General features: G+C 65.7%; 24 protein-coding genes. 13 read left to right on the top strand and 11 right to left on the bottom strand.

Features of this window, described 5'->3' with window-relative positions; translation table 11 throughout:
* The first annotated feature begins 21 nt into the window (after nucleotides 1-21).
* Genes grxC through DDE75_RS08020 form a run of 3 tightly spaced genes read left to right on the top strand, consistent with a single transcriptional unit; the run spans nucleotide 22 to nucleotide 1,614 of the window.
* Nucleotides 22-291, top strand: a complete 270-nt coding sequence (grxC, locus tag DDE75_RS08010) for a glutaredoxin 3 (protein WP_108501861.1) — start codon at nucleotides 22-24, stop codon at nucleotides 289-291.
* Nucleotides 291-1,175 (top strand): carbon-nitrogen hydrolase family protein, encoded by an 885-nt coding sequence (locus tag DDE75_RS08015; RefSeq protein WP_418304177.1) that lies wholly within the window; start codon nucleotides 291-293, stop codon nucleotides 1,173-1,175. The genes grxC and DDE75_RS08015 overlap by 1 nt, the downstream gene beginning before the upstream one ends.
* A complete protein-coding gene (locus DDE75_RS08020) occupies nucleotides 1,150-1,614 on the top strand; it encodes a MarR family winged helix-turn-helix transcriptional regulator (RefSeq protein WP_108501862.1) in 465 nt (154 codons plus the stop codon). Before DDE75_RS08015 ends, DDE75_RS08020 begins: the two co-directional genes overlap by 26 nt.
* On the opposite strand, the gene ubiG is transcribed toward DDE75_RS08020, so the two are convergent.
* Nucleotides 1,611-2,342 (bottom strand): bifunctional 2-polyprenyl-6-hydroxyphenol methylase/3-demethylubiquinol 3-O-methyltransferase UbiG, encoded by a 732-nt coding sequence (gene ubiG / locus DDE75_RS08025; protein ID WP_108501863.1) that lies wholly within the window; start codon nucleotides 2,340-2,342, stop codon nucleotides 1,611-1,613. The genes DDE75_RS08020 and ubiG overlap by 4 nt on opposite strands.
* A 50-nt stretch (nucleotides 2,343-2,392) precedes the next feature.
* Between ubiG and pip the strand changes: the two genes are divergently transcribed.
* The 6 genes from pip to infB all read left to right on the top strand — a co-directional run bounded on the left by pip (nucleotide 2,393) and on the right by infB (nucleotide 9,424).
* Nucleotides 2,393-3,391, top strand: coding sequence for a prolyl aminopeptidase (pip, locus tag DDE75_RS08030; RefSeq protein WP_108501864.1), 999 nt, complete (start codon nucleotides 2,393-2,395; stop codon nucleotides 3,389-3,391).
* Nucleotides 3,388-3,852 (top strand): tryptophan-rich sensory protein TspO, encoded by a 465-nt coding sequence (gene tspO / locus DDE75_RS08035; RefSeq protein ID WP_108501865.1) that lies wholly within the window; start codon nucleotides 3,388-3,390, stop codon nucleotides 3,850-3,852. Before pip ends, tspO begins: the two co-directional genes overlap by 4 nt.
* 130 nt (nucleotides 3,853-3,982) lie before the next feature.
* Nucleotides 3,983-4,600 (top strand): ribosome maturation factor RimP, encoded by a 618-nt coding sequence (gene rimP, locus DDE75_RS08040; protein ID WP_108501866.1) that lies wholly within the window; start codon nucleotides 3,983-3,985, stop codon nucleotides 4,598-4,600.
* Nucleotides 4,601-4,604: 4 nt separating this feature from the next.
* Nucleotides 4,605-6,227, top strand: coding sequence for a transcription termination factor NusA (gene nusA, locus DDE75_RS08045; protein ID WP_108502075.1), 1,623 nt, complete (start codon nucleotides 4,605-4,607; stop codon nucleotides 6,225-6,227).
* 22 nt (nucleotides 6,228-6,249) lie between these two features.
* Nucleotides 6,250-6,870: an RNA-binding protein gene (locus DDE75_RS08050; protein ID WP_108502076.1), complete on the top strand. Its 621-nt coding sequence runs from the start codon at nucleotides 6,250-6,252 to the stop codon at nucleotides 6,868-6,870.
* Between the two features lie 7 nt (nucleotides 6,871-6,877).
* Nucleotides 6,878-9,424 (top strand): translation initiation factor IF-2, encoded by a 2,547-nt coding sequence (gene infB, locus DDE75_RS08055; protein ID WP_108501867.1) that lies wholly within the window; start codon nucleotides 6,878-6,880, stop codon nucleotides 9,422-9,424.
* 168 nt (nucleotides 9,425-9,592) lie between these two features.
* Here infB and DDE75_RS17755 read toward each other — a convergent pair whose 3' ends face one another.
* The 4 genes from DDE75_RS17755 to DDE75_RS08070 form a co-directional block, all read right to left on the bottom strand.
* Entirely contained in the window at nucleotides 9,593-9,721 is a 129-nt protein-coding gene (locus DDE75_RS17755; RefSeq protein ID WP_272482567.1) for a hypothetical protein, read from the bottom strand.
* A gap of 123 nt (nucleotides 9,722-9,844) precedes the next feature.
* Nucleotides 9,845-10,243: a (deoxy)nucleoside triphosphate pyrophosphohydrolase gene (locus tag DDE75_RS08060; RefSeq protein WP_108501868.1), complete on the bottom strand. Its 399-nt coding sequence runs from the start codon at nucleotides 10,241-10,243 to the stop codon at nucleotides 9,845-9,847.
* Entirely contained in the window at nucleotides 10,240-11,493 is a 1,254-nt protein-coding gene (argJ, locus tag DDE75_RS08065; protein ID WP_108501869.1) for a bifunctional glutamate N-acetyltransferase/amino-acid acetyltransferase ArgJ, read from the bottom strand. The genes DDE75_RS08060 and argJ overlap by 4 nt, the downstream gene beginning before the upstream one ends.
* The gene (locus tag DDE75_RS08070) at nucleotides 11,493-12,338 is read right to left on the bottom strand and encodes a peptidylprolyl isomerase (RefSeq protein ID WP_108501870.1); all 846 of its coding nucleotides are present in this window, start codon (nucleotides 12,336-12,338) and stop codon (nucleotides 11,493-11,495) included. Before DDE75_RS08070 ends, argJ begins: the two co-directional genes overlap by 1 nt.
* A 208-nt stretch (nucleotides 12,339-12,546) precedes the next feature.
* On the opposite strand from DDE75_RS08070, the gene secA reads away from it, so the two are divergent.
* Complete coding sequence (gene secA / locus DDE75_RS08075) at nucleotides 12,547-15,264, top strand: preprotein translocase subunit SecA (RefSeq protein ID WP_108501871.1); 2,718 nt, start codon at nucleotides 12,547-12,549, stop codon at nucleotides 15,262-15,264.
* 99 nt (nucleotides 15,265-15,363) lie between these two features.
* Here secA and fmt read toward each other — a convergent pair whose 3' ends face one another.
* From fmt to def (DDE75_RS08095), 4 genes are read right to left on the bottom strand one after another with little or no spacing between them, the layout of a single operon-like run.
* The gene (gene fmt, locus DDE75_RS08080; protein WP_108501872.1) at nucleotides 15,364-16,257 is read right to left on the bottom strand and encodes a methionyl-tRNA formyltransferase; all 894 of its coding nucleotides are present in this window, start codon (nucleotides 16,255-16,257) and stop codon (nucleotides 15,364-15,366) included.
* 24 nt (nucleotides 16,258-16,281) lie between these two features.
* Nucleotides 16,282-16,782, bottom strand: coding sequence for a peptide deformylase (gene def / locus DDE75_RS08085; protein WP_108501873.1), 501 nt, complete (start codon nucleotides 16,780-16,782; stop codon nucleotides 16,282-16,284).
* Nucleotides 16,779-17,306: a peptide deformylase gene (locus tag DDE75_RS08090; RefSeq protein ID WP_245894661.1), complete on the bottom strand. Its 528-nt coding sequence runs from the start codon at nucleotides 17,304-17,306 to the stop codon at nucleotides 16,779-16,781. The genes def (DDE75_RS08085) and DDE75_RS08090 overlap by 4 nt, the downstream gene beginning before the upstream one ends.
* Complete coding sequence (def, locus tag DDE75_RS08095; RefSeq protein ID WP_108501874.1) at nucleotides 17,299-17,820, bottom strand: peptide deformylase; 522 nt, start codon at nucleotides 17,818-17,820, stop codon at nucleotides 17,299-17,301. Before def (DDE75_RS08095) ends, DDE75_RS08090 begins: the two co-directional genes overlap by 8 nt.
* Before the next feature lie 80 nt (nucleotides 17,821-17,900).
* Between def (DDE75_RS08095) and DDE75_RS08100 the strand changes: the two genes are divergently transcribed.
* The 3 genes from DDE75_RS08100 to DDE75_RS17245 all read left to right on the top strand — a co-directional run bounded on the left by DDE75_RS08100 (nucleotide 17,901) and on the right by DDE75_RS17245 (nucleotide 20,696).
* Complete coding sequence (locus tag DDE75_RS08100) at nucleotides 17,901-19,085, top strand: MalY/PatB family protein (RefSeq protein WP_108502078.1); 1,185 nt, start codon at nucleotides 17,901-17,903, stop codon at nucleotides 19,083-19,085.
* Between the two features lie 66 nt (nucleotides 19,086-19,151).
* Complete coding sequence (locus DDE75_RS08105) at nucleotides 19,152-20,111, top strand: acetyl-CoA carboxylase carboxyltransferase subunit alpha (protein ID WP_108501875.1); 960 nt, start codon at nucleotides 19,152-19,154, stop codon at nucleotides 20,109-20,111.
* Nucleotides 20,112-20,546: 435 nt separating this feature from the next.
* Entirely contained in the window at nucleotides 20,547-20,696 is a 150-nt protein-coding gene (locus tag DDE75_RS17245) for a hypothetical protein (protein ID WP_162798950.1), read from the top strand.
* On the opposite strand, the gene DDE75_RS08110 is transcribed toward DDE75_RS17245, so the two are convergent.
* Together DDE75_RS08110 and DDE75_RS08115 are read right to left on the bottom strand one after the other, a co-directional pair.
* Nucleotides 20,697-21,494, bottom strand: a complete 798-nt coding sequence (locus DDE75_RS08110) for a lysophospholipid acyltransferase family protein (RefSeq protein ID WP_245894662.1) — start codon at nucleotides 21,492-21,494, stop codon at nucleotides 20,697-20,699.
* Entirely contained in the window at nucleotides 21,491-22,387 is an 897-nt protein-coding gene (locus DDE75_RS08115) for a cell division protein FtsX (RefSeq protein WP_108502080.1), read from the bottom strand. The genes DDE75_RS08110 and DDE75_RS08115 overlap by 4 nt, the downstream gene beginning before the upstream one ends.

Below are 22,387 nucleotides of genomic sequence, written 5' to 3' on the forward strand. Positions count from 1 at the left end.
GAACCACCCGAAAGGACCGACATGGCACAGCCGAAAATTCAGATCTATACCACCCGCACCTGCCCCTTCTGCATCCGCGCCAAGGCGCTGCTGGATCAGAAAGGCGCGAAATTCGACGAAACCGATGTCGGGGCCGATGCCTCCAAGCGTGACACCATGACCAAGCGCGCCGGTGGCAAGCGCAGCGTCCCGCAGATCTTCATCGGCGACACGCATGTCGGCGGCTGCGACGAGCTGTTCGCCCTGGACCGCGCCGGCAAGCTGGACCCGATGCTGAAGGGCGCCGCCTGATGTCGCCCGCGTCGCTGACCGTGGGGCTGATCCAGCTGACGGTCGGCGACGCACCGCTGACCAATCTGGAACAGACCATCCCACTGATCCGACAGGCTGCCGCCGAAGGTGCGCAGCTGGTCCTGACCCCCGAGGCCACGAACATGCTGTCGCCCGACCGCGAATGGCAACGCCGCACCCTGCGCCCCGAGGCTCAGGACGCCACGCTGGCCGCCCTGCGGTCCGAGGCGAAGGCCCATGGCATCTGGCTGCTGATCGGCTCGCTGGCGCTGGCGACCGAGGATGCAGACGGGCGTTTTGCCAACCGCAGCCTGCTGATCGACCCTCAGGGTCAGATCGTCGCGCGATACGACAAGCTGCACATGTTCGACGTGACCATCAGCAAGACCGAATCCTATCGCGAAAGCGCCGCCTATCGTCCGGGCGATCGGGCCGTGCTGACGCAGGCGGCGGGTGTGCCCATCGGCATGACCATCTGCTATGACCTGCGCTTTCCGCATCTTTACCGGCAGCTGGCGCAGGCGGGCGCGCGGATCCTGACGGTGCCCTCGGCCTTCAACCCGGTCACAGGCGAGGCGCATTGGGAAACGCTGCTGCGCGCCCGCGCGATCGAGACGGGATGCTTCGTGCTGGCGCCCGCGCAATGCGGCACCCATCCTGCGCCGCACAGTCCCGACCGCCCCGCACGCCGCAGCCACGGGCACAGCCTGGTGGTGGATCCTTGGGGCAAGGTGCTGTCGGATGCAGGTGTGACGCCGGGTATATCCTTTGTTTCCCTTGACCTTACGGCCATCGACAGGGCACGGTCCTCTATCCCGTCCCTGACCCATGATCGGCCCTTCGCGGCCCCGGAACCCCATGACCCTGCGCGCGACCGACACTGACCCTAGCACCGACCGACTGGCCGCCAGCCTGTTCGCCGAGGTGCTGATTGCCGAACAGCTGTCGCGCAACCTGATCAGCAAGGCGCTGCCCGGTGGCATGCAGATCTCGCATTTCTCGGTGCTGAACTTGCTGGCTCATGTGAACGAGGAACGCACCCCCGCCCAACTGGCCCGCGCCTTTCACGTCACGCGCGGGGCGATGACGAACACGCTGTCGCGGCTGGAATGGGCGGGGCATGTGCATATCCGCCCCGATTGGGACGATGCGCGGCGCAAGTTCGTCTCTCTCAGCCCGGCGGGTCGGGCGGCGCGCGACAATGCGCTGGCCGCCTTCATGCCGCTGATCGCGGGCGTTGTGCGCAAGATCGGGGCCGAGCGCGTGCGCAGCGCCCTGCCCGTCCTGCGCGAGATGCGCGTTCAGCTGGAAGGCAGCGACTAGGCTTTTCGCGCCGTCAGGATGTAGTTCACCGACATGTCGCGATCCGACAGCCGCCAGCCATGCGTGATCGGGTTGAAGACCATACCGCGCCGGTCGACCGTATCCAGATCGGCGGCCCCGGCCATGGCGGTCAGCTCGTCCGGCGTGATGAACCGCTGCCAGTCATGCGTGCCGCGCGGCAGCCAGCGCAGGATCCATTCAGCCCCCAGGATCGCCGCGCCAAAGCTGCGCACCGTGCGGTTCAGGGTCGAGATGATCACCAGCCCCCCCGGACGCACCAGCCGCTGACAGGTGGCGATGAAGGCCTTGGGGTCGGCGACATGTTCCACGATCTCAAGCGCCAGGACGACGTCGAAGACCTCGCCGGCATCGGCCATCGCCTCGGCGGTGGTGGCGCGATAGTCGATGTTCAGCCCCTGCTGGTCGGCATGGGTCTGGGCCACGTCGATATTGACCTGCGTGGCATCGGCCCCCGTGACCGTCGCCCCAAGACGCGCCATCGGTTCGGCGACTAGGCCGCCGCCGCAGCCGATATCCAGAATGCGCAACCCTTCAAAAGGCGCGGGACCGGTGCGGTCGCGGCCAAACTCGATGGCGATCTGTTCGGCGATGTAATCCAGCCGCAGCGGGTTCATCAGGTGCAGCGGGCGGAACTTGCCGTTCGGGTCCCACCATTCGGCGGCCATCGCCTCGAACTTGGCGATTTCGGCGGGGTCGATGCTGGTCATTTTCAGTGGTCCTTCTGGCAGGCGGGCTGAACAGGCCTTATAGTATCAGCATGGACCGATTGGCAGGACAAATCTCCGCGTCACATGGCCGCCTTCATCCGGCGGTCGAACCCTATGCGCGACACACGTTGGATGTGGGCGAAGGCCACACGCTCTATGTCGAGGAATGCGGCAACCCGAAGGGCCGTCCCGTCATCGTGCTGCACGGCGGGCCGGGCGGCGGATGCAGCCCCTTCATGCGGCGCTTCTTCGATCCCGATCACTTCCGCATCGTCCTATTCGATCAACGCGGCTGCGGCCGGTCGCGGCCCACGGCATCGGTGCAGGCCAATACCACGCAGCACCTGATCGACGACATCGCGCTGATCCGCGACCATCTGGGTGTGGATCAATGGCTGCTGTTCGGCGGCAGCTGGGGGGCGACGCTGGCCCTGGCCTATGCGCAGGCCCACCCCGATCACTGTAGCGGGCTGATTTTGCGCGGCGTCTTCCTGGGGATGCAGTCGGAGCTGGACTGGTTCTATGGCGGCGGGGCGGCGCGCTTCTTCCCCGAGTTGTGGGACCAGTTCCAGGAACCCATTCCGCAGGCCGAGCGGGGCGACATGATCGCCGCCTACCATCGGCGCCTGTTCGACGACGACACCGGGAGGCAGACGCGTTTCGCCCAGCCTTGGCTGATGTGGGAAAACGCGCTGGCGGGGCTGCAATCCTCGGCCTCGGGGTTCGCGCCGCCGGAATATGCGCGGGCCTTCGCGCGGCTGGAGAATTATTTCTTCACCAACAAGTGCTTTCTGGAAGAAGGCCAGCTGCTGCGCGACCGGCACCGGATCAAGCATCTGCCCGCCGTCATCGTCCAAGGCCGCTATGACATGGTCTGCCCGCCCTCCGGCGCCTATGCCTTGGCGCAGGGCTGGCAGGGGTGCCAGCTGCGCTTCGTGCCCGCATCTGGGCATGCGCTGTCGGAACCCCGCATAACCGCCGAACTGGTCACCGTCATGGACACCATCCGCGACGAGGACCGCATCAAGAACCGGACGTCCCGCACATGAGCTTGAACCTCTTCCTGATCTTCATGGTGGCCAGCGCCGCCGCCGCCGCTACGGGCATCATCTTTCGCCCCGGCAGCTGGTACGATGGGTTACGCAAGCCGTCCTTCACGCCGCCGAAATGGGCCTTCCCCGTCGCATGGAGCACCATCTATCTGCTGTCGGCGATTGCCGCCGCGCGGGTGGCGCTGCTGCCGGGTGCGGGGCTGGCGCTGGCGCTCTGGGCGGCGCAGATCGCGCTGAACACGCTGTGGACGCCGACGTTCTTCGGTGCGCGTCGCATGGCGCTGGCGATGGGGGTGATGGCGACGCTGTGGGTCGTGGTCGCGGGAATGGTCGTGCAGTTCTGGATGATCGACTGGCGGTCGGGGCTGATGCTGCTGCCTTATCTGGCCTGGCTTTGCGTGGCGGCGGCGCTGAACTGGCGGGTCTGGCGCGACAACCCCGGCGCGGGGGCCGCCTAAGGCAGCTTGCAATCGGCGTGGGTTGGCGCTATATGGCATTGCAACAGCGGTGCAGGGGTCCAAACCCTGCCCACCGGAACTTCCGCATGGGGCCCGCTGACGGCCCCTTTTTCATGTCCGAAAGGATCCCATGTCGAACGACCTGATCGCCAAGACGGCCATTGACCGTCGCCTGGCCGAAATCATCACGCCCGTGATCGAGGATCTGGGCTTCGAGCTGGTCCGCGTGCGCCTGCAGGGCGGCAAGACCGCCACGCTGCAGATCATGGCGGACCGCCCCGAAGGCGGCATCAACGTCGATGACTGCGCCGAGATCTCGACCGCCGTCAGCGCCACGCTGGATGTCCAGGACCCCATCGAGGACAACTATCACCTCGAGGTCTCCTCGCCCGGGATCGACCGCCCCCTGACCCGGATGAAAGATTTCGAATCCTTCGAGGGCTACGAGGCGCGTCTGGACCTGAACCAGCCCATCGACGGCCGCAAGCGCTTCAAGGGCACGCTGGCCGGGACCGAGGGCACCGAGGTTCTGATCAACATCGAGGATCAGGGCGCGACCCACACGATCGGCCTGGACTTCGACCTCTTGGCCGATGCCAAGCTGGTCCTGACGGATGAGCTGATCAAGGAAATGCTGCGTCAGAAGAAGGAAGCCGGGGTCGAGATCGACAACCTGGACGAAACCGCCTTCGACGAGATCGAAACCGACGACAACGAAGGTGCCGACGGCGCCGCTACCAAGGAGTGAGTTGATGGCGATCACATCTGCCAACCAGCTTGAACTGTTGCAGACGGCCGAAGCCGTCGCCCGCGAGAAGATGATCGAGCCCGAGCTGGTCATCGAAGCGATGGAAGACAGCCTGGCGCGTGCCGCCAAGTCGCGTTACGGCGCCGAGATGGACATCCGCGTGTCCATCGACCGCAAGACCGGCAACGCCACCTTCACCCGTGTCCGCACGGTCGTCGAGGATGACGCGGTCGAGAACTATCAGGCCGAACTGACCGTCGAGCAGGCACGCCCCTATCTGGACGACCCCAAGGTCGGCGACGAGATCATCGATCAGGTTCCCCCCGTCGAACTGGGCCGCATCGCCGCGCAATCCGCCAAGCAGGTCATTCTGCAGCGCGTGCGCGAAGCCGAACGCGACCGCCAGTACGAGGAATTCAAGGATCGCGCAGGCACCATTATCAACGGTGTCGTCAAGCGCGAGGAATACGGCAACATCATCGTCGACGTGGGCCGTGGCGAAGCGATCCTGCGCCGCAACGAGAAGATCGGCCGCGAAAGCTATCGCCCGAACGACCGCATCCGCGCCTTCGTCAAGGACGTCCGCCGCGAGACCCGCGGCCCGCAGATCTTCCTGTCGCGCACCGACCCGCAGTTCATGGCCGAGCTGTTCAAGATGGAAGTGCCGGAAATCTATGACGGCGTCATCGAGATCAAGGCCGTGGCCCGTGATCCGGGTTCGCGCGCCAAGATCGCGGTGATCAGCTATGACGGCTCGATCGATCCGGTTGGCGCCTGCGTCGGCATGCGCGGCAGCCGCGTCCAAGCCGTCGTGGGTGAGCTGCAGGGCGAAAAGATCGACATCATCCCGTGGAACGAGGATCAGGCCACCTTCCTGGTCAACGCCCTGCAGCCCGCCGAGGTCAGCAAGGTCGTCTTCGACGAGGAAGCCAACAAGATCGAGGTCGTGGTTCCCGACGAACAGCTGTCGCTGGCCATCGGCCGCCGCGGTCAGAACGTCCGCCTGGCAAGCCAGCTGACCGGTCTGGACATCGACATCCTGACGGATGAGGAGGAATCCAAGCGTCGTCAGGCCGAGTTCAACACCCGCACCGCCCTGTTCATGGAAACGCTGGACCTGGACGAATTCTTCGCCCAGCTGCTGGTGGCCGAGGGCTTCACCAACCTTGAGGAGGTCGCCTTCGTCGATACCGACGAACTGCTGACCATAGACGGGGTGGACGAAAGCACGGCATCCGAACTGCAGGCCCGTGCCCGCGACGTGCTGGAGGCCAAGAACAAGGCCGCGCTGGATCGCGCCCGCGAACTGGGCGTCGAGGACAGCCTTGTTGAATTCGAGGGCCTGACGCCCCAGATGATAGAGGCGCTGGCAAAGGACGGCATCAAGACGCTGGAAGACTTTGCCACTTGCGCGGACTGGGAACTGGCCGGTGGCTGGACCACGGTGAACGGCGCGCGCGTCAAGGACGAAGGCCTGCTGGAGCCCTTCGACATCTCGCTGGAGGAAGCGCAGGGCATGGTGATGACCGCGCGCGTCCTTCTGGGCTGGGTCGATCCGACCGAGCTGGAAGGCGATGAGGTCGAAGCCGAAGAAGATGACAACGATGACGAGGAGGCCGGGGCCTGATCGCCCCGGTACTGTGCACAGCTTGAGCCGTGGTGGACGTGACAAGGACCGGACCGATCCGGAACGCAAATGCATCGTCACCGGCGATGCGCAACCCAAACGTGGGCTGATCCGTTTCGTGATCGGCCCCGAAGGCCAGGTCGTTCCCGATCTGGCCGAAAAGCTGCCCGGACGGGGCATCTGGGTCACGGCCGATCGCGCGGCGATCGACAAGGCGGCGGCGAAGGGTCTGTTTTCCCGCGCCGCCCGTGCCCCCGTTTCCGCACCCGACGATCTGGGTGCGCTGACCGAGGCGGGCGTCGCCCGTCGTCTGGTCGAACTGGTGTCCATGACCCGCAAGTCGGGCCGTGCCGTCGCCGGTTTCGAAAAGGTTAAGGGCTGGTTGGCCGAGGGGCGCGCGAAAGTGCTTCTGCAGGCCAGCGACGGGTCGGAACGCGGCAAGGGCAAGCTGTGGACGCCCACCGGCGGACGCTGGTTCGGTTGCCTGACGGCCTCAGAATTGGGTTTGTCCTTTGGGCGTGATCATGTCATACACGGCGCGCTTGCGGCGGGTGGCCTGACGGACAGGGTGATCTTGGAAGCCGGCAGACTGACGGGTCTGCGCGGGCATGACGACGGCAATACGGCTGTCGGGAAGGAATAAGACGCAGATGAGCGATAAAGACGATAAAAAGCCCCTGGGACTTGGCGGCGCTGGCCGCTCGGGTCAGGTCAAGCAGAGCTTCAGCCATGGCCGCACGAAAAGCGTGGTCGTGGAAACCAAACGCAAGCGCGTCGTGGTCCCGAAATCCAGCCCGGCGCAATCCGCTGCCGACAAGGCCAAGAATCCGCTGACCGCGCGCATGGCGGGTGATCCCTCCAAGCGCCCGGCAGGCATCTCGGATGTCGAGATGGAGCGTCGCCTGAAGGCTCTTGCCGCCGCCAAGGCGCGCGAGGCCAGCGACGCTGCCGAACGTGCGGCGCAGGAAAAGCAGCGCGAGGAAGACCGCGCCCGCCGCCGCGCCGAGATCGAGGCGAAGGCCGAGGAAGAGCGTCAGCGCGAGGAAGCCCTCAAGGCCAAGGCCGAAGAGGAAGCCCGCGCGGCCCGCGAGGCCGAGGAAGCCGCCAAGCGCAAGGACGCCCCCAAGCAGGAGCGTGCGAAGCCCGCAGCCGCAGCCAAGCCCGCCGCCCCCGATCAGGCCGCGATCGAGGCCGCCGCGTCGCGCGCCGAGACCAAGGGCGTCTCGACCAGCGCACCGCGCAAGACCGACCGTGAAAAGGTCGATCGCGACAAGAACAACAAGAACGCCCGCGACGACAACCGCCGCTCGGGCAAGCTGTCGCTGAACCAGGCGCTGAACGGCGAAGGCGGCCGCCAGCGCAGCATGGCCGCGATGAAGCGCAAGCAGGAAAAGACCCGTCAGAAGGCGATGGGTGGTCACCAGCGTGCCGAAAAGCAGGTGCGTGACGTCCAGCTGCCCGAAACCATCGTCGTGCAGGAACTGGCCAACCGGATGGCGGAACGCGCCGCCGACGTGGTCAAGGCCCTGATGAAGATGGGCATGATGGTCAGCATGAACCAGGCCATCGACGCCGAGACCGCCGAACTGGTAATCGACGAATTCGGCCACAAGGCCGTGCGCGTCAGCGATGCCGACGTCGAGCAGGTCATCAACACCATCGACGACGACGAGGCCGATCTGCGTCCGCGTCCCCCGATCATCACGATCATGGGCCACGTCGACCACGGCAAGACCTCGCTGCTGGACGTGATCCGCAAGGCGAACGTCGTCTCGGGCGAGGCCGGTGGCATCACCCAGCACATCGGCGCCTATCAGGTGACGACCGAAAGCGGCGCGGTCCTGTCCTTCCTGGACACGCCGGGCCACGCGGCCTTCACCTCGATGCGTGCCCGCGGTGCGCATGTGACCGACATCGTCGTCTTGGTGGTTGCCGCCGATGACGCCGTGATGCCGCAGACGGTCGAGGCGATCAATCACGCCAAGGCCGCCGGTGTGCCGATGATCGTGGCGATCAACAAGGTCGACAAGCCTGCCGCCGACGTGAACAAGGTCCGCACGGACCTGTTGCAGCACGAGGTCGTCGTCGAGGCGATGTCCGGCGATGTGCAGGACGTCGAGGTTTCGGCCAAGACGGGCCTCGGCATCGACCAACTGCTGGAAGCCATCGCCCTGCAGGCCGAGATCCTGGAACTGAAGGCGAACCCGAACCGCGACGCCCAAGGCGCCGTGATCGAGGCTCAGCTGGACGTGGGTCGTGGCCCCGTTGCCACCGTGCTGGTTCAGCACGGCACGCTGAAGCGCGGCGACATCTTCGTCGTCGGCGAACAGTGGGGCAAGGTCCGCGCCCTGATCAACGACAAGGGCGAGCGCGTCGAAGAAGCAGGCCCCTCGGTTCCGGTCGAGGTTCTGGGTCTGAACGGCACGCCCGAGGCCGGTGACGTCCTGAACGTCGTTGACACTGAAGCGCAGGCCCGCGAGATTGCGGAATTCCGCATGCAGCAGGCCAAGGACAAGCGCGCCGCAGCCGGTGCCGCCACCACGCTGGAACAGCTGATGGCCAAGGCCAAGGCCGATGTGAACGTCGCGGAACTGCCGGTGGTCGTGAAGGCCGACGTGCAGGGCTCGGCCGAAGCCATCGTCCAGGCGTTGGAAAAGGTCGGCAACGACGAGGTCCGCGTCCGCGTGCTGCATTACGGCGTCGGTGCCATCACCGAATCCGACATCGGCCTGGCCGAAGCCTCGGGTGCGCCGGTCATCGGCTTCAACGTCCGTGCCAACTCTCCGGCGCGCAATGCCGCCAACCAGAAGGGTGTCGAGATCCGCTACTACTCGATCATCTACGATCTGGTGGATGACATCAAAGCTGCCGCATCGGGTCTGCTGTCGGCCGAAGTCCGCGAGAACTTCATCGGCTATGCCTCGATCAAGGAAGTCTTCAAGGTCACGGGCATCGGCAAGGTCGCCGGCTGTCTGGTCACCGAAGGTGTCGCCCGCCGTTCGGCCGGTGTGCGCCTGCTGCGCGACAACGTGGTGATCCACGAAGGCACGCTGAAGACGCTGAAGCGCTTCAAGGACGAGGTCAAGGAAGTGCAATCCGGTCAGGAATGCGGCATGGCCTTCGAGAACTACGAAGACATCCGTCCCGGCGACGTCATCGAGATCTTCGAGCGTGAAGAGGTCGAGCGCACCCTGTAAGGGATGCACCACCGAAGTGCAGAAGGGCGGTCCCGCAAGGGCCGCCCTTTTTCGTTGCCTGCCTGCTCCGCTCGGCGTTCCCGCAGATGCAAAAAAGGGGCGACCTTTCGGTCACCCCTTCGTTCGCGTTCTTCGACGGCGCAGCGCTCCTCCTTGCGCCGGAGACGCTCAGTTGCTGACGGGCTTGCCTTCATAGGTCCGGTTCCCCACCCGAACCAGAATGTTGCCGCCAGTGGTAGAGCCTTCGAAAAGACCCTGAATCGAGATGTAGCTTCCAACCGAAATGGTGCGAATCATGTCAATACCTCTTGTGCTCCCAGTCCTCAGAGTAGTCATGAAATGGTTAAAAAAGCATACACAACATCGCTATCTAAGACTTTTTTAGGCAGTTTGGCAAATGTTACGTGCCGACAATTGTCATCAAAGCCACATCTGAAGCGCAGGGATCAACGGAATATCGGCAGCAGGCATGGGGTAATCACGCAGTTTGTTCGCCCGCACCCAAGCCAGCGACTGCCCTTCGCGGGGTTGCACCACCCCCTGCCAGCGGCGACAGGCAAAGACCGGCATCAGCAGGTGGAAATCGTCATAGCTGTGGCTGGCGAAGGTCAGGGGAGCCAGGCAGCTGTTCCAGGTCTGGATGCCCAACTCTTCGTCCAGCTCTCGGATCAGGGCTGCCTCGGGGGTTTCGCCCGGCTCGACCTTGCCGCCGGGAAATTCCCACAGACCCGCCATGGATTTGCCCGGCGGGCGCTGTGCCAGAAGCACGCGCCCGTCGGGGTCGATCAGGGCAACAGCCGAGACCAGGACCGTCTTCACGACCGGTAATCCGCGTTGATGTCGATATAGCCGTGGGTCAGATCGCAGGTCCAGACGGTCCGCGCGCCCTGCCCCAGCCCCATGTCGACCCCGATCCGCAGTTCGGCGTTCTGCATATAGGCGCTGGCCTTGGCCTCGTCGTAATCGGGTGCCCGCCAGCCGTTCTCGGCCAGCACCATGTCGCCGAAGCTGATGCGCAGGCGGTCGCGATCGGCCTGTCCGCCGGATTTGCCGATGGCGGCGACGATGCGCCCCCAGTTGGCGTCCTGACCGGCGATGGCGGTCTTGACCAAAGGCGAGTTCGCGATGGCCATGCCGATCTTATGGGCATCGGCGTCATCGACGGCACCGGTCACGGCGATCTCGACGAATTTGGTGGCGCCTTCGCCGTCACGCACGACCAGATGCGCCAATTCGCGCATCACGCCGTGCAGGGCGGCGGTGAAGGCGCGGCCATCCTCGCTTTCCAGATCGGTGATCGGTGCGGCGGCGCTGCGGCCCGTCGCGGCCAGGATCAACGCATCCGAGGTCGAGGTGTCGCTGTCCACCGTAATCGCGTTGAAGGTCGCGTCCAACCCGCCGCTCAGCGCCTGCTGCAACAGGGGCGCAGGAATGGAGGCATCGGTGAAGATATAGACCAGCATCGTCGCCATGTCGGGTGCGATCATCCCCGAGCCTTTTGCGATGCCGGCGATCCTGATGTCGCCCCCCTGCCCCGCGACGGTCGCGGATGCGCCCTTGGGGAAGGTGTCGGTCGTCATGATGGCGCGGGCAGCATCGGCCACCCCGCCCTTGTCCAGCCCTGCGGCCAGATCGCCGATGACTGCGACGATGCGGTCGTGCGGCAGCGGTTCGCCGATCACACCGGTGGACGACGAAAACACCCGCCCGATCGGCAGGTCCAGCGCCTGCGCGACGGCCCCGGTGACGGCATCGACCGATTCCTGGCCCCGCGCGCCGGTGAAGGCATTGGCATTGCCGGAATTGACGATGATCGCGGCTCCCGCGCCGTCATCCTCGGTCGCGGCCAGCTTGGACTGGCAATCCAGCACGCAGGCCGCACGGGTCGAGGACCGCGTGAAGGCGCCCGCCACCGAGGCCCCCGGCGCGACGCGGATCAGCGTCACGTCGGTGCGGCCCTGGTATTTCACGCCCGCGGCGGCGCTGGCGAATTCGACGCCCTCGATCACCGGCAGGTCGGGGAAACCGGCGGGCGCCAGAGGCGAGACCGGAAGACCGGCCTTGCCCATTATTCGGCCTCCAACAGATCGGTGTTGTTCAGCAGCGCGGGATCGACGCCTTCGGTCTTCTTGATGTCGGCCTCGGCCACCAGACGCTCGATCTCGGCCTCGACCTTGTCGCGGCGGATCATCTGGGACAGCTGGTCGCGCACCTCGTCCAGCTTGGGGGCCTCGCGCATGCGGGTGTCGTTCAGCTTGATCAGGTGCCAACCGAACTCGGTCTTGACCGGGTCCGAAACGGCGCCCTTTTCCATGCCCGCGACGGCTTCGCTGAAGGGGGCGACCATCTGGTCGGCGGCGAACCAGCCCAGATCGCCCTTGTTGGGGCCGGAAGGTCCGGTCGAATGCTGTTCGGCCATCTCGCCGAAATCGGCGCCACCGTCCAGTTCGGCCTTGATGTCCTTGGCCTCTTCCTCGGTCTCGACCAAGATATGGGCGGCGTTGAATTCCTTGGTCTCGCCGGCATCGGCGAACATCTTGTCATAGGCCGCCTGCAGTTCCTCGTCCGACAGCTCGGCCTCGGCGATGTCGGTGACGGCGGCGGTGGCCATCGCATTGCGACGCTGCAGTTCGACCTGCGCACGCACCAGCGCGGTTTCCTTGCCCGAAGCGGCCACGGCGGTCTGGCGGATCAGCTGGTCCAGCATCATGTCCCACAGCGCCTGATCGGGCAGGTTCGCCATGTTGGGGTCCTGCACGGACTGCTTCATGACGATCATCTGGCCCAGGGTGATGTCCTGACCGCTGACGGTCGCCACGACCGTGTCGGCATCCTGGTCCTGTGCCCATGCGGCAGGGGCGGACAGCATCGGCGCCGCGACAAGGGCGACGGCCAGCAGGTTCGGTCTGAACATGGAAGATCCTTTGCACATCATGGCGCGCATCCCCTGACGGGACCGGGCCAACATTGACAGTCAGGCGGTCGGGGCCTACATCCCGAAGCAACTCCGTGGAAGGCACCGCCGCCGCGTTCGTTCCGGACCCTGATACGGCAATGGGGTCGGTACGGGCAAGTGGGCCGCGGTCACTCGTCTTTCCCAACAACGTGATTGCGAAGGTAACATGCTCGGCATCGGAAATCTGGCAAAGATGGTTTTTGGGACTCCCAACGACCGCATGGTCAAAGGGACGCGCCCGCTGGTGGCGCGCATCAACGCACTCGAGGACGACTTCAAGGCGCTGGACGATCAGCAGCTGATCGACAAGACCCGCGAATTCCAAGCACGCGTGGCCAAGGGCGAAAGCCTTGACGCCATCCTGCCCGAGGCCTTCGCCAACTGCCGCGAAGGCGCGCGCCGCGCCCTTGGCCTGCGGGCCTTCGACGTGCAGCTGATGGGCGGGATCTTCCTGCATCAGGGCAATATCGCCGAGATGAAGACGGGCGAGGGCAAGACCCTTGTCGCCACCTTCCCGGCCTATCTGAACGCGTTGTCGGGCAAGGGCGTCCATGTCGTCACGGTCAACGACTATCTGGCCAAGCGCGATGCGGAATGGATGTCCAAGGTCTTTGCCCAATTGGGCCTGACCTGCGGCGTCGTCGTCCCCTTCCAGCCCGAGGATGAGAAGCGCCAGGCCTATGCCGCCGATGTCACCTATGCGACCAACAACGAGCTGGGCTTCGATTACCTTCGCGACAACATGAAGGGCAGCGTCGCGGAAATGGTCCAGCGCGGCCACAACTTCGCCATCGTCGACGAGGTCGACAGCATCCTGATCGACGAGGCCCGCACGCCGCTGATCATCAGTGGCCCCTCGCAGGACCGCTCGGACCTCTATCGCGTGCTGAACGGCTATGTTCCCCTGCTGACCGAGGAACATTACAAGCTGGACGAAAAGGCCCGCAACGCCACCTTCACCGAAGAGGGCAACGAGTTCCTGGAACAGCGCCTGCAGGCCGATGGCGTCCTGCCCGAGGGTCAGACGCTTTATGATCCGGAATCGACCACCATCGTCCACCACGCCAACCAAGCCCTGCGCGCGCACAAGCTGTTCCTGAAGGACCAGCACTACATGATCCGCGACGGCGAGGTTGCGCTGATCGACGAATTCACCGGGCGCATGATGAAGGGCCGCCGCCTGTCGGACGGTCTGCATCAGGCGATCGAGGCCAAGGAAGGCGTCGAGATCCAACCTGAGAACGTGACGCTGGCCAGTGTCACCTTCCAGAACTACTTCCGCCTTTACGACCGTCTGTCGGGCATGACCGGCACCGCCAGTACCGAGGCCGAGGAATTCGCCGAGATCTACAAGCTGGGCGTGGTCGAGGTGCCGACCAACCGCGGCATCGCGCGGATCGACGAACATGACCGCGTCTATCGCACCGCCGCCGAGAAATACGCCGCCGTGATCGAGGCGATCAAGGAAGCCCACGCCAAGGGCCAGCCCACCTTGGTCGGCACCACCAGCATCGAGAAATCCGAGATGCTGTCCGAACTGCTGAAGAAGGACGGCGTCCCGCACAACGTCCTGAACGCCCGCCAGCACGAGGCAGAGGCCCAGATCGTCGCCGATGCCGGCAAGCGTGGCGTCGTGACCATCGCCACCAACATGGCCGGCCGCGGCACCGACATCCAGCTGGGCGGCAACGTCGAGATGAAGGTGATGGAGGCGCTTGGCGCCGACCCCGAGGCAAATCCCGACGAATTGCGCGCCCGCATCGAAGCCGAACATGCCGCCGAGAAGGAGGCCGTCCTGGCCGCCGGCGGGTTGTTCGTTCTGGGCACCGAACGCCACGAAAGCCGCCGCATCGACAACCAGCTGCGCGGCCGTTCGGGCCGTCAGGGCGACCCCGGTCGTTCGCTGTTCTTCCTGTCGCTGGACGACGACCTGATGCGGATCTTCGGGTCCGAGCGTCTGGACAAGGTCCTGTCCTCGCTTGGCATGAAGGAAGGCGAGGCGATCGTGCACCCTTGGGTGAACAAGTCGCTGGAACGTGCACAGGCCAAGGTCGAAGGCCGCAACTTCGACATCCGCAAGCAACTGCTGAAGTTCGACGACGTGATGAACGACCAGCGCAAGGCGATCTTCAGCCAGCGCCGCGAGATCATGGACAGCGAGGAAGTGGGTGAGATCACCGCCGACATGCGCCACCAGGTCATCGACGATCTGGTCGAGGATTTCATGCCGGCGCGCAGCTATGCCGACCAATGGGACGCCGAGGGTCTGAAGACCGCCGTGCGCGAGCGGTTGAACATGAACCTGCCTGTCACCGAATGGGCCGCCGAGGAAGGCGTCGACCAGGAGGTCATGCGCGAGCGGATCACCGAGGCGACCGACACCTACATGGCCGAAAAGGCCGCCGGTTTCGGCCCCGAGAACATGGCTCAGATCGAGAAGCAGGTCCTGCTGCAGATGATCGACCAGAAATGGCGCGAGCATCTGATGACGCTGGACCACCTGCGCTCGGTCGTGGGTTTCCGCGGTTATGCGCAGCGCGATCCGCTGTCGGAATACAAGACCGAGGCCTTCCAGCTGTTCGAGGCTCTGCTTGACGGGCTGCGCTTCGACGTCACGCAGCGGTTGGCGCAGATCCGTCCGCTGACGGACGAAGAACGCCAGGAGATGCTGAACCAGATGACGGCCCAGCAGAAGGCCGCGCAGGACGACATGACGATGGAACATGGCGACGAGGACGTCAGCAATGCCAGCCCCGAAACGCCGCTGCCTGCCGTCGAGGGCTTTGACGAGAACGATCCCTCGACCTGGGGCAACCCGTCGCGGAACGAACTGTGTCCCTGTGGGTCGGGCAACAAGTTCAAGCACTGCCACGGCGCCATCTGAGGTGGGCGCGGGACCCTTGCGTCCCGCGACCGCATTCGCCCCCTGCGGGCGGGGGCCCTGCCCCCACCACGCCAGGCGGCGAAGGACCGCGTTGCGGTCCTAGTTTATCCGCGCGGGCAGTTGCCAACCGCGCAGCAGGTCATCCGCCGCCATCGGCTTTTTCCCCGATCTTTGCGCCGTCAGCACCTGAATGGCACCCTCGCCGCAGGCGATGGTGAAACCGGGCAGGACCTGACCGGGTTCGCCCGCCCCCTGCGCCAACCGGCTGCGCAGCAGCTTGACGCGTTCGCCTTCGATGTCGCACCAGGCGCCCGGGAAGGGTGACAAGCCGCGGATCTGGCGATCGATCTGAGCCGCAGGTTGGCTCCAATCGATGCGCGCCTCGGATTTTTCGATCTTGGCGGCATAGGTGACACCGTCCTCGGGCTGGGGGGGTGCCGTCAGCGGCAGCCGATCAAGGACATCCACGATCAGATCAGCCCCCATACGGGACAGGCGGTCGTGCAGGTCGGCAGTCGTGTCCTGCGGGCCGATGGGAGTGCGCGTCTCGGCCAGCACAGGACCGGTATCCAGCCCCGCCTCCATCTGCATGATCGCCACGCCCGAAGCCTCGTCCCCCGCCAGGATCGCGCGGTGGATTGGCGCGGCTCCGCGCCAGCGCGGCAGCAGCGAGGCGTGGATGTTCACGCAGCCGAGCCGCGGCGCGTCCAGAACCGCTTGGGGCAGGATCAACCCGTAGGCCACCACGACCGCGACATCGGCGTGGTGGGCGGCGAAGCGGTCCTGATCGGCAGGATCGCGCAGCTTTTCGGGGTGCAGCACGTCCAGACCCAGGTCGAGCGCTGCCTGATGCACCGGCGACAGGCGCGGCTTTTGCCCTCGGCCCGCCGCACGCGGGGGCTGGGTATAGACGGCGACGACATCGTGGCGGTCGGCGATGGCCCGCAATGCAGGCACCGAGAAGTCGGGCGTTCCCATGAAGATCACGCGCATGGCGGAACCCTTTCCGTTTTTGGATCAGCGGCGGGCCAGCTTGGCCGATTTCTGCACCAGCATCTTGCGGCGCAGCGGGGACAGGTGGTCGACATACATCCTGCCGTCCAGATGGTCGATCTGATGCTGGACGCTGGTGGCCCAGAGGTTGACGAAATCGCGATCCTCGATTTGGCCGTCGGCGTTCAGGAAGCGCACCGTCAGCGCACGCGGGCGGCTGATCGTGGCGTGGACTCCGGGCAGGTTCGGGCTGGCCTCGTCATGGTCGCGGAACTTGCCGCTGAGGTGCAGGATTTCGGGATTGGCCATGCGGATGGCCTGGCCGCGCGCCTCGGATGCATCGACCACCGCCAGACGCAGCATCACGCCGATTTGCGGCGCGGCCAGCCCCACCCCCGGCATGGCGTCCATGGTGTCGATCATGTCGGCCCAGATCGAGCGGATCTCATCGGTGATCGCCTCGACGGGATCGGCCGCGCGGTGCAGGCGCGGATCGGCATAGGGCAGAAAGGGTCGAACGGTCATGCGGGGGGAATGTCCTTCAGGATCAGGCGGCCGTCCAGATGGTCGGCCTCGTGCTGGGCGATGCGGGCAGCCGGTCCCGACATCTGCCGGACATGGTGACAGCCCTGCAGGTCGTACCAGCCGATGGTGATTGCGACGGGCCGGGTCACCGACACCGGATGGCCGGGGGCCGAGAGGCAGGTCTCGACCTCGGTGCCGGTCTGGCTTGAACGCCACAGGATCTCGGGGTCCAGCATGACCAGCGGATCGGGCAGGCCATCCTTCCAACCGGCGTCCATGACGAAGATCCGACGCGATATGCCGACCTGAGGGGCGGCAAGCCCGCGCCCGCCGGTGGCATACATGGTCGCCAGCAGATCGGCGGCCAGTTCGCGCAGTTCAGGCTGGGAAAGATAGCCGGCGGCATCGCAACGCGTGGTCAGCACCGGGTCGGGATGGCGCAGGATCACACGCAGCTTTCCCGCAGCCAGATCGCCTGTCAGCACAGGGGGGATCGGCGTTGCGGGAAAGGGTGTGTCAGCCACGGGCCTGCTCTCGTTTCAGCTTGACCATCTTGCGCGTGATCATCTGGCGCTTGATGGCGGAAAGATGGTCGATGAACAGAATGCCGTCCAGATGGTCCAGCTCGTGCTGGGCGCAGGTGGCCCAGAGGCCGTCAAAATCCTGTTCGTGGGTCTTGCCGTCGAGGCCCAGCCACTCCATCCGCAGCTCGGCGGGGCGGGTCACATCGGCATATTGGTCGGGGATCGAGAGGCAGCCCTCGTCGTAGGTGTTCAGCGCCTCGGACGTCCAGGTGATCTGCGGGTTGACCATGACGATGGGGGCGCGCTCGGCCTCGGGGTCGCGGGTGGCATCCATGACGAAGATCCGCGCGCCCACGCCGATCTGCGGCGCGGCCAGGCCGATGCCGGGCGCGTCATACATGGTGGCCAGCATGTCGGCAGCCAGGGTCTCGATCTCGGGCGTGATGCGCGCGATCGGCTCGGCCACCTTCTTCAGGCGGGGATCGGGATGGATCAGGATGGTTCTCAGGCTCATGCTTGGCGATTTAGGGCATGGCTTCACCATAAGCAACAACAGGCGTATGCAGTGTGAAACGCGAAAATCGCGAGGATCCCATGAGCCAGCCCGATTTCGACCAGATCATCGACCGCAAGGGGACGCATTGCAGCAAGTGGGACGACATGCAGGCGGCTTACGGCGTGGACCCCGATGACGGGCTGGCGATGTGGGTGGCCGACATGGATTTCCGCCCGCCGCAGGCCGTGCAGGACGCGGTGCAGCGCGTGGCGGACCACGGGATCTATGGCTATCCCGGCGCGCATCGGCCCTATCTGCAGGCAATCTGCTGGTGGATGGAAAACCGCCACGGCTGGCAGATCCGGCCCGAATGGGTGCTGACCTGCGCGGGGCTGGTCAATGCGGTGGGCATGGCACTGAACGCCTTCACGGACAAGGGCGACGGGGTGATCGTGATGTCGCCGGTCTATCACGCCTTCGCCCGCATCATCCGCGCCCAGGACCGCGATCTGGTGGAACTGCCGCTGGCCCTGCAGGACGGCCAGTACCGCATGGATTGGGACGCGTGGGAGCCGATGCTGAAGGGCCACGAGAAGCTGCTGATCCTCTGTTCGCCCCACAACCCCGGCGGTCGCGTCTGGTCCGAGGACGAACTGCGCCAGGTCGCCGATTTCTGCAAGCGCCACGACCTGATCCTGGTCTCCGATGACATCCATTGCGACCTGGTCCTGCCGGGCAGCCCCCGCCACCGGATGATGGCCACCGTCGCCCCCGACATCAGTGACCGGCTGATCACGCTGACCGCGGCCACCAAGACCTTCAACATCGCGGGCGCCCATATCGGCAATGCGATCATCGCCGATGACGACCTGCGCGCGCGCTTCAGGGCGGCGCTGATAGCGGCGGGAATATCGCCGGGGATCTTCGGGATGGACATGGTGGCAGCGGCCTATTCGCCCGAAGGGGCGGACTGGGTCGATGCGCTCGTCGAATATCTGGACGGCAACCGCCGGATCTTCGACGCGGGCGTGAATGCCATTCCAGGGCTTCGGTCGATGCCGCTGCAGGCCACCTATCTGTCATGGGTCGATTGTTCGGGCACCGGCATGAGCCCCGATGAATTCACCGCCCGCGTTCAGGATGGCGCGAAGATCGCCGCCAACCACGGCGCGACCTTCGGCAGCGGCGGGCAGAATTACCTGCGTTTCAACATCGCCACGCCGCGGGCGCTGGTCGAAAAGGCGGTCCGGCGGTTGCAAGACGCCTTTGCCGATCTGCAATAGGGCCGCGTTGCAACCGCCCGCAACCCCGCATATACAGCCCAAAACCGAACGCCCGGAGCATCACCCATGGTCTATCTGGATTTCGAGAAACCGCTTGCCGACATCGAGGGCAAGGCCGAGGAACTTCGCGCGATGGCCCGCAAGGGCGATGGCGTCGACGTCGAGAAAGAGGCCGCCGCCCTGGACAAGAAGGCGGGCGATCTTCTGAAAGAGATGTATCGCAACCTCTCGCCCTGGCGGAAGACGCAGGTGGCGCGCCATCCCGACCGCCCCCATTGCAGCCAGTATATCGAGGCGCTGTTCACCGACTATACCCCGCTGGCGGGCGACCGGGCCTTCGGCGACGACCATGCGGTGATGGGCGGTCTTGCGCGGTTCAACGACGCGCCCTGTGTTGTGATCGGCCATGAGAAGGGCAACGACACCAAGTCGCGCATCCACCACAACTTCGGCATGGCCCGCCCCGAGGGTTATCGCAAGGCGATCCGCCTGATGGACATGGCGCATCGCTTCGGCCTGCCGGTCATCACGCTGGTCGATACGCCCGGCGCCTATCCCGGCAAGGGCGCCGAGGAACGCGGCCAATCCGAGGCGATCGCCCGCTGCACCATGAAATGCCTGGAGATCGGCGTGCCGCTGGTCAGCGTCGTCATCGGCGAAGGCGGATCTGGCGGTGCCGTGGCCTTTGCCACCGCGAACCGCATCGCCATGCTGGAACACTCGATCTATTCGGTGATCTCGCCCGAGGGCTGCGCCTCGATCCTTTGGAAGGACAGCGACAAGATGCGCGACGCCGCCGAGGCGCTGCGCCTGACCGCGCAGGATCTGAAGAAGCTGGGCGTCATCGACAGCGTCATTCCCGAACCGATGGGCGGCGCACAGCGCGTCCCCGCCGAGGCGATCGCCAAGGTCGGCACGGAAATCGCCGCGATGCTCGCCGAGCTGGAGGGCAAGGCCCCCGCCGATCTGATCGCGGACCGTCGCCAGAAGTTCCGCGCCATGGGTGCCCATTCGCTGGCCGCCTGATCCACACGCCATTGTGACCGTTTCGCCACAGCCGCCCGTCATGGGCGGCTGTCGGCATTTGCGGACTTGCGCAAACTGCAGCGAATCGGGCAGCTTCCGCCTTGCCCGTATCATGCACAAACGAAGGAGGGGCCGCACATATGACCAATGTCACCGCAATCGCCCTGTTCCTGCATGTCGGCCGACAGTCGCGACAAAGCCGCCGCTGACCGCCCGAACAGGCAAACCCAGACCGATGCCCTGACCTGACCGACCGCCTTCGCGCGGGCCGTCCGCATGGCATCATTCCATCCTCAACCAACCCGTTTTCCGGTCGTGGCACTGCCATGTCCGACTTGCAAAGGACTGCAATGATGATTGCCCATATGACGCCGCAGGCCCCCTGCCCTGCGTCCCGCCCTGCATCGCCTGATCGCCCGTCACGGTGCGACGGCGGTGACATTCGCCCTGTTCCGGGCGCTGATGATCAGGCGGCGGAAAAGACCGAGGCCGCCCGACGCCTATCACCTCAGCCCGCACATGCGGCGCGACATCGGGCTGCCCCCGGCACCGCCCCATGTCCCGAAATACTACGAATTGCGCTGATCAGGGGCGGGCGGCATCATCGGTGCCGTCCGCCAGTGCCGCGACAGCTAGGCCCGCCTCGGCCATCAGGCGGTCCGAGGCGGTCTCGATCCGGCTTTCCAGCTGCTTCATCAGCCCCGCCTGCGGCGCGTCCGGTTCGATGGCGGGCAGGAATTCGATGACGGCGCGACCACGACGGATGCCCCAGCCACTGCGCGGCCAGAACATGCCAGCATTGACCGCGACCGGCACGACCGGCAGCCCGGTCCCCGCCCGCAAGGACGCGACCCCGTGCTTATAGGGCTTGCGCTGCCCCGGCAGGGTGCGCGTGCCTTCGGGATAGATGATCAGCTGGCCGACGCCCTCGCCCGCCATGCGGTCCTTGACCTCGGCCGACATGACGGCCATCGCATCGCGGCCCCTGCCCCGGTCGATGGGGATGCAGCCGACCTTCCAAGCATACCAGCCCATCACGGGGACGCGCATCACCTCGCGCTTCATGATGAAGGCACGACGCGGAACGGCATGGGCGATGACCAGGATGTCCCAGAAGCTTTGGTGCTTGGCGGCGATGATGCAATCGCCGGTGGGCGGCGTGCCGCGGATCTCGCAGGTCAGGCCAAGGTGCAGCTTGGCGGCCCAGATCATATAGCCGATCCAGCGCGTCGCCACCCGGTTCGCCCCCGCACGCCCGTGACGCATCTGCGGCAGCCCGATCAGCCCGATCACTACCGTGGCCAGCGCGACATGCAGGTAATAGAGGATGTTCTGGATGTATTGCCAAGGCCCCAGGGGCGCGGGTACGGCGCGATCGGTCAACGGACGGCCTCCAGCATGTTCAGCGCCGCCCAACGGGTGGCCAGAAAGCCGACCGCCGCCGCGACCAGCGGGATCGACAGCGGCATCAGCCAGTCCCAGCCCTGAAACCCAAGGCCGGTCAGGAAGCCGCCTGCCGCGCTGGCGTCCGGCAGGATCGAGACCGCCCCCACGCCCAGCACCGTGCCGATGGCCGAACCGATGGCCGCGCGACGGGTAAAGCGCCGCACGAAGGCCGTGGCGATGGTCAAATCGCGCGCCCCGATCAGGCGCAGCACGCGGATAACCTGACCATTGGCCGCCAGCGCCGCCTTGGCCGCCAGCGTGATCATCGCCGCCGAGGCCGCCGTGATCAGCAACAGCGACACGATCCCCAGCATCCGCAACCGCTTGGCCGCCGACACCAGCGGGCGGCGCCATTCGGTGTGATCGTCCAGGATAGCGCCCGGCACCTCGGCCTCCAGCCGCAGGCGCAGCCCTTCGGCGTCGAAATCGTCGCCTCGGATCGGCAGGTCGATCAGCGCGGGGACCGGCAGGGCATCGACCGGCATGTCGGGGCCGAACCAGGGTTCCAGCAGCTTGGCCAGTTCGTCTTGCGGCAGCTGGCGCGGTTCGCCCGTGCCGGGGGTGGTGCGCAGCAGTTGCAGGGCGGTCTGGACCTGCCCCTCCTGCTGATCGGCGGGGGCGCTGATGCGCACCGTGACCGAGCCCGCAAGCTGGGTGGACCAATGATCGGCCAGCCGCCCCGTCGCCAAGGCAAGCGCAAGCGCAAAGACCGCCAGAAAGGCCATCGCCCCTGCGGAAAACAACGTCAACTGCGCGGTGAAACCGGTCGGCGGGACGATGCGGTCGCCCTTGCCGCCCTCATCGCGCAACAATCCCCTGACAAGGGTCAT

Origin of the sequence: Paracoccus indicus, assembly GCF_003056335.1 — a bacterium.
GTDB lineage: Bacteria > Pseudomonadota > Alphaproteobacteria > Rhodobacterales > Rhodobacteraceae > Paracoccus > Paracoccus indicus.

Bases quoted from the DNA above. Each gene is read 5' to 3' on its own strand.
- grxC (WP_108501861.1), top strand. From the start codon at position 22: ATGGCACAGCCGAAAATTCAGATCTATACCACCCGCACCTGCCCCTTC.
- DDE75_RS08015 (WP_418304177.1), top strand. From the start codon at position 291: ATGTCGCCCGCGTCGCTGACCGTGGGGCTGATCCAGCTGACGGTCGGC.
- DDE75_RS08020 (WP_108501862.1), top strand. From the start codon at position 1,150: ATGACCCTGCGCGCGACCGACACTGACCCTAGCACCGACCGACTGGCC.
- ubiG (WP_108501863.1), bottom strand. From the start codon at position 2,342: ATGACCAGCATCGACCCCGCCGAAATCGCCAAGTTCGAGGCGATGGCC.
- pip (WP_108501864.1), top strand. From the start codon at position 2,393: ATGGACCGATTGGCAGGACAAATCTCCGCGTCACATGGCCGCCTTCAT.
- tspO (WP_108501865.1), top strand. From the start codon at position 3,388: ATGAGCTTGAACCTCTTCCTGATCTTCATGGTGGCCAGCGCCGCCGCC.
- rimP (WP_108501866.1), top strand. From the start codon at position 3,983: ATGTCGAACGACCTGATCGCCAAGACGGCCATTGACCGTCGCCTGGCC.
- nusA (WP_108502075.1), top strand. From the start codon at position 4,605: ATGGCGATCACATCTGCCAACCAGCTTGAACTGTTGCAGACGGCCGAA.
- infB (WP_108501867.1), top strand. From the start codon at position 6,878: ATGAGCGATAAAGACGATAAAAAGCCCCTGGGACTTGGCGGCGCTGGC.
- DDE75_RS17755 (WP_272482567.1), bottom strand. From the start codon at position 9,721: ATGATTCGCACCATTTCGGTTGGAAGCTACATCTCGATTCAGGGTCTT.
- argJ (WP_108501869.1), bottom strand. From the start codon at position 11,493: ATGGGCAAGGCCGGTCTTCCGGTCTCGCCTCTGGCGCCCGCCGGTTTC.
- DDE75_RS08070 (WP_108501870.1), bottom strand. From the start codon at position 12,338: ATGTTCAGACCGAACCTGCTGGCCGTCGCCCTTGTCGCGGCGCCGATG.
- secA (WP_108501871.1), top strand. From the start codon at position 12,547: ATGCTCGGCATCGGAAATCTGGCAAAGATGGTTTTTGGGACTCCCAAC.
- fmt (WP_108501872.1), bottom strand. From the start codon at position 16,257: ATGCGCGTGATCTTCATGGGAACGCCCGACTTCTCGGTGCCTGCATTG.
- def (WP_108501873.1), bottom strand. From the start codon at position 16,782: ATGACCGTTCGACCCTTTCTGCCCTATGCCGATCCGCGCCTGCACCGC.
- def (WP_108501874.1), bottom strand. From the start codon at position 17,820: ATGAGCCTGAGAACCATCCTGATCCATCCCGATCCCCGCCTGAAGAAG.
- DDE75_RS08100 (WP_108502078.1), top strand. From the start codon at position 17,901: ATGAGCCAGCCCGATTTCGACCAGATCATCGACCGCAAGGGGACGCAT.
- DDE75_RS08105 (WP_108501875.1), top strand. From the start codon at position 19,152: ATGGTCTATCTGGATTTCGAGAAACCGCTTGCCGACATCGAGGGCAAG.
- DDE75_RS08115 (WP_108502080.1), bottom strand. From the start codon at position 22,387: ATGACCCTTGTCAGGGGATTGTTGCGCGATGAGGGCGGCAAGGGCGAC.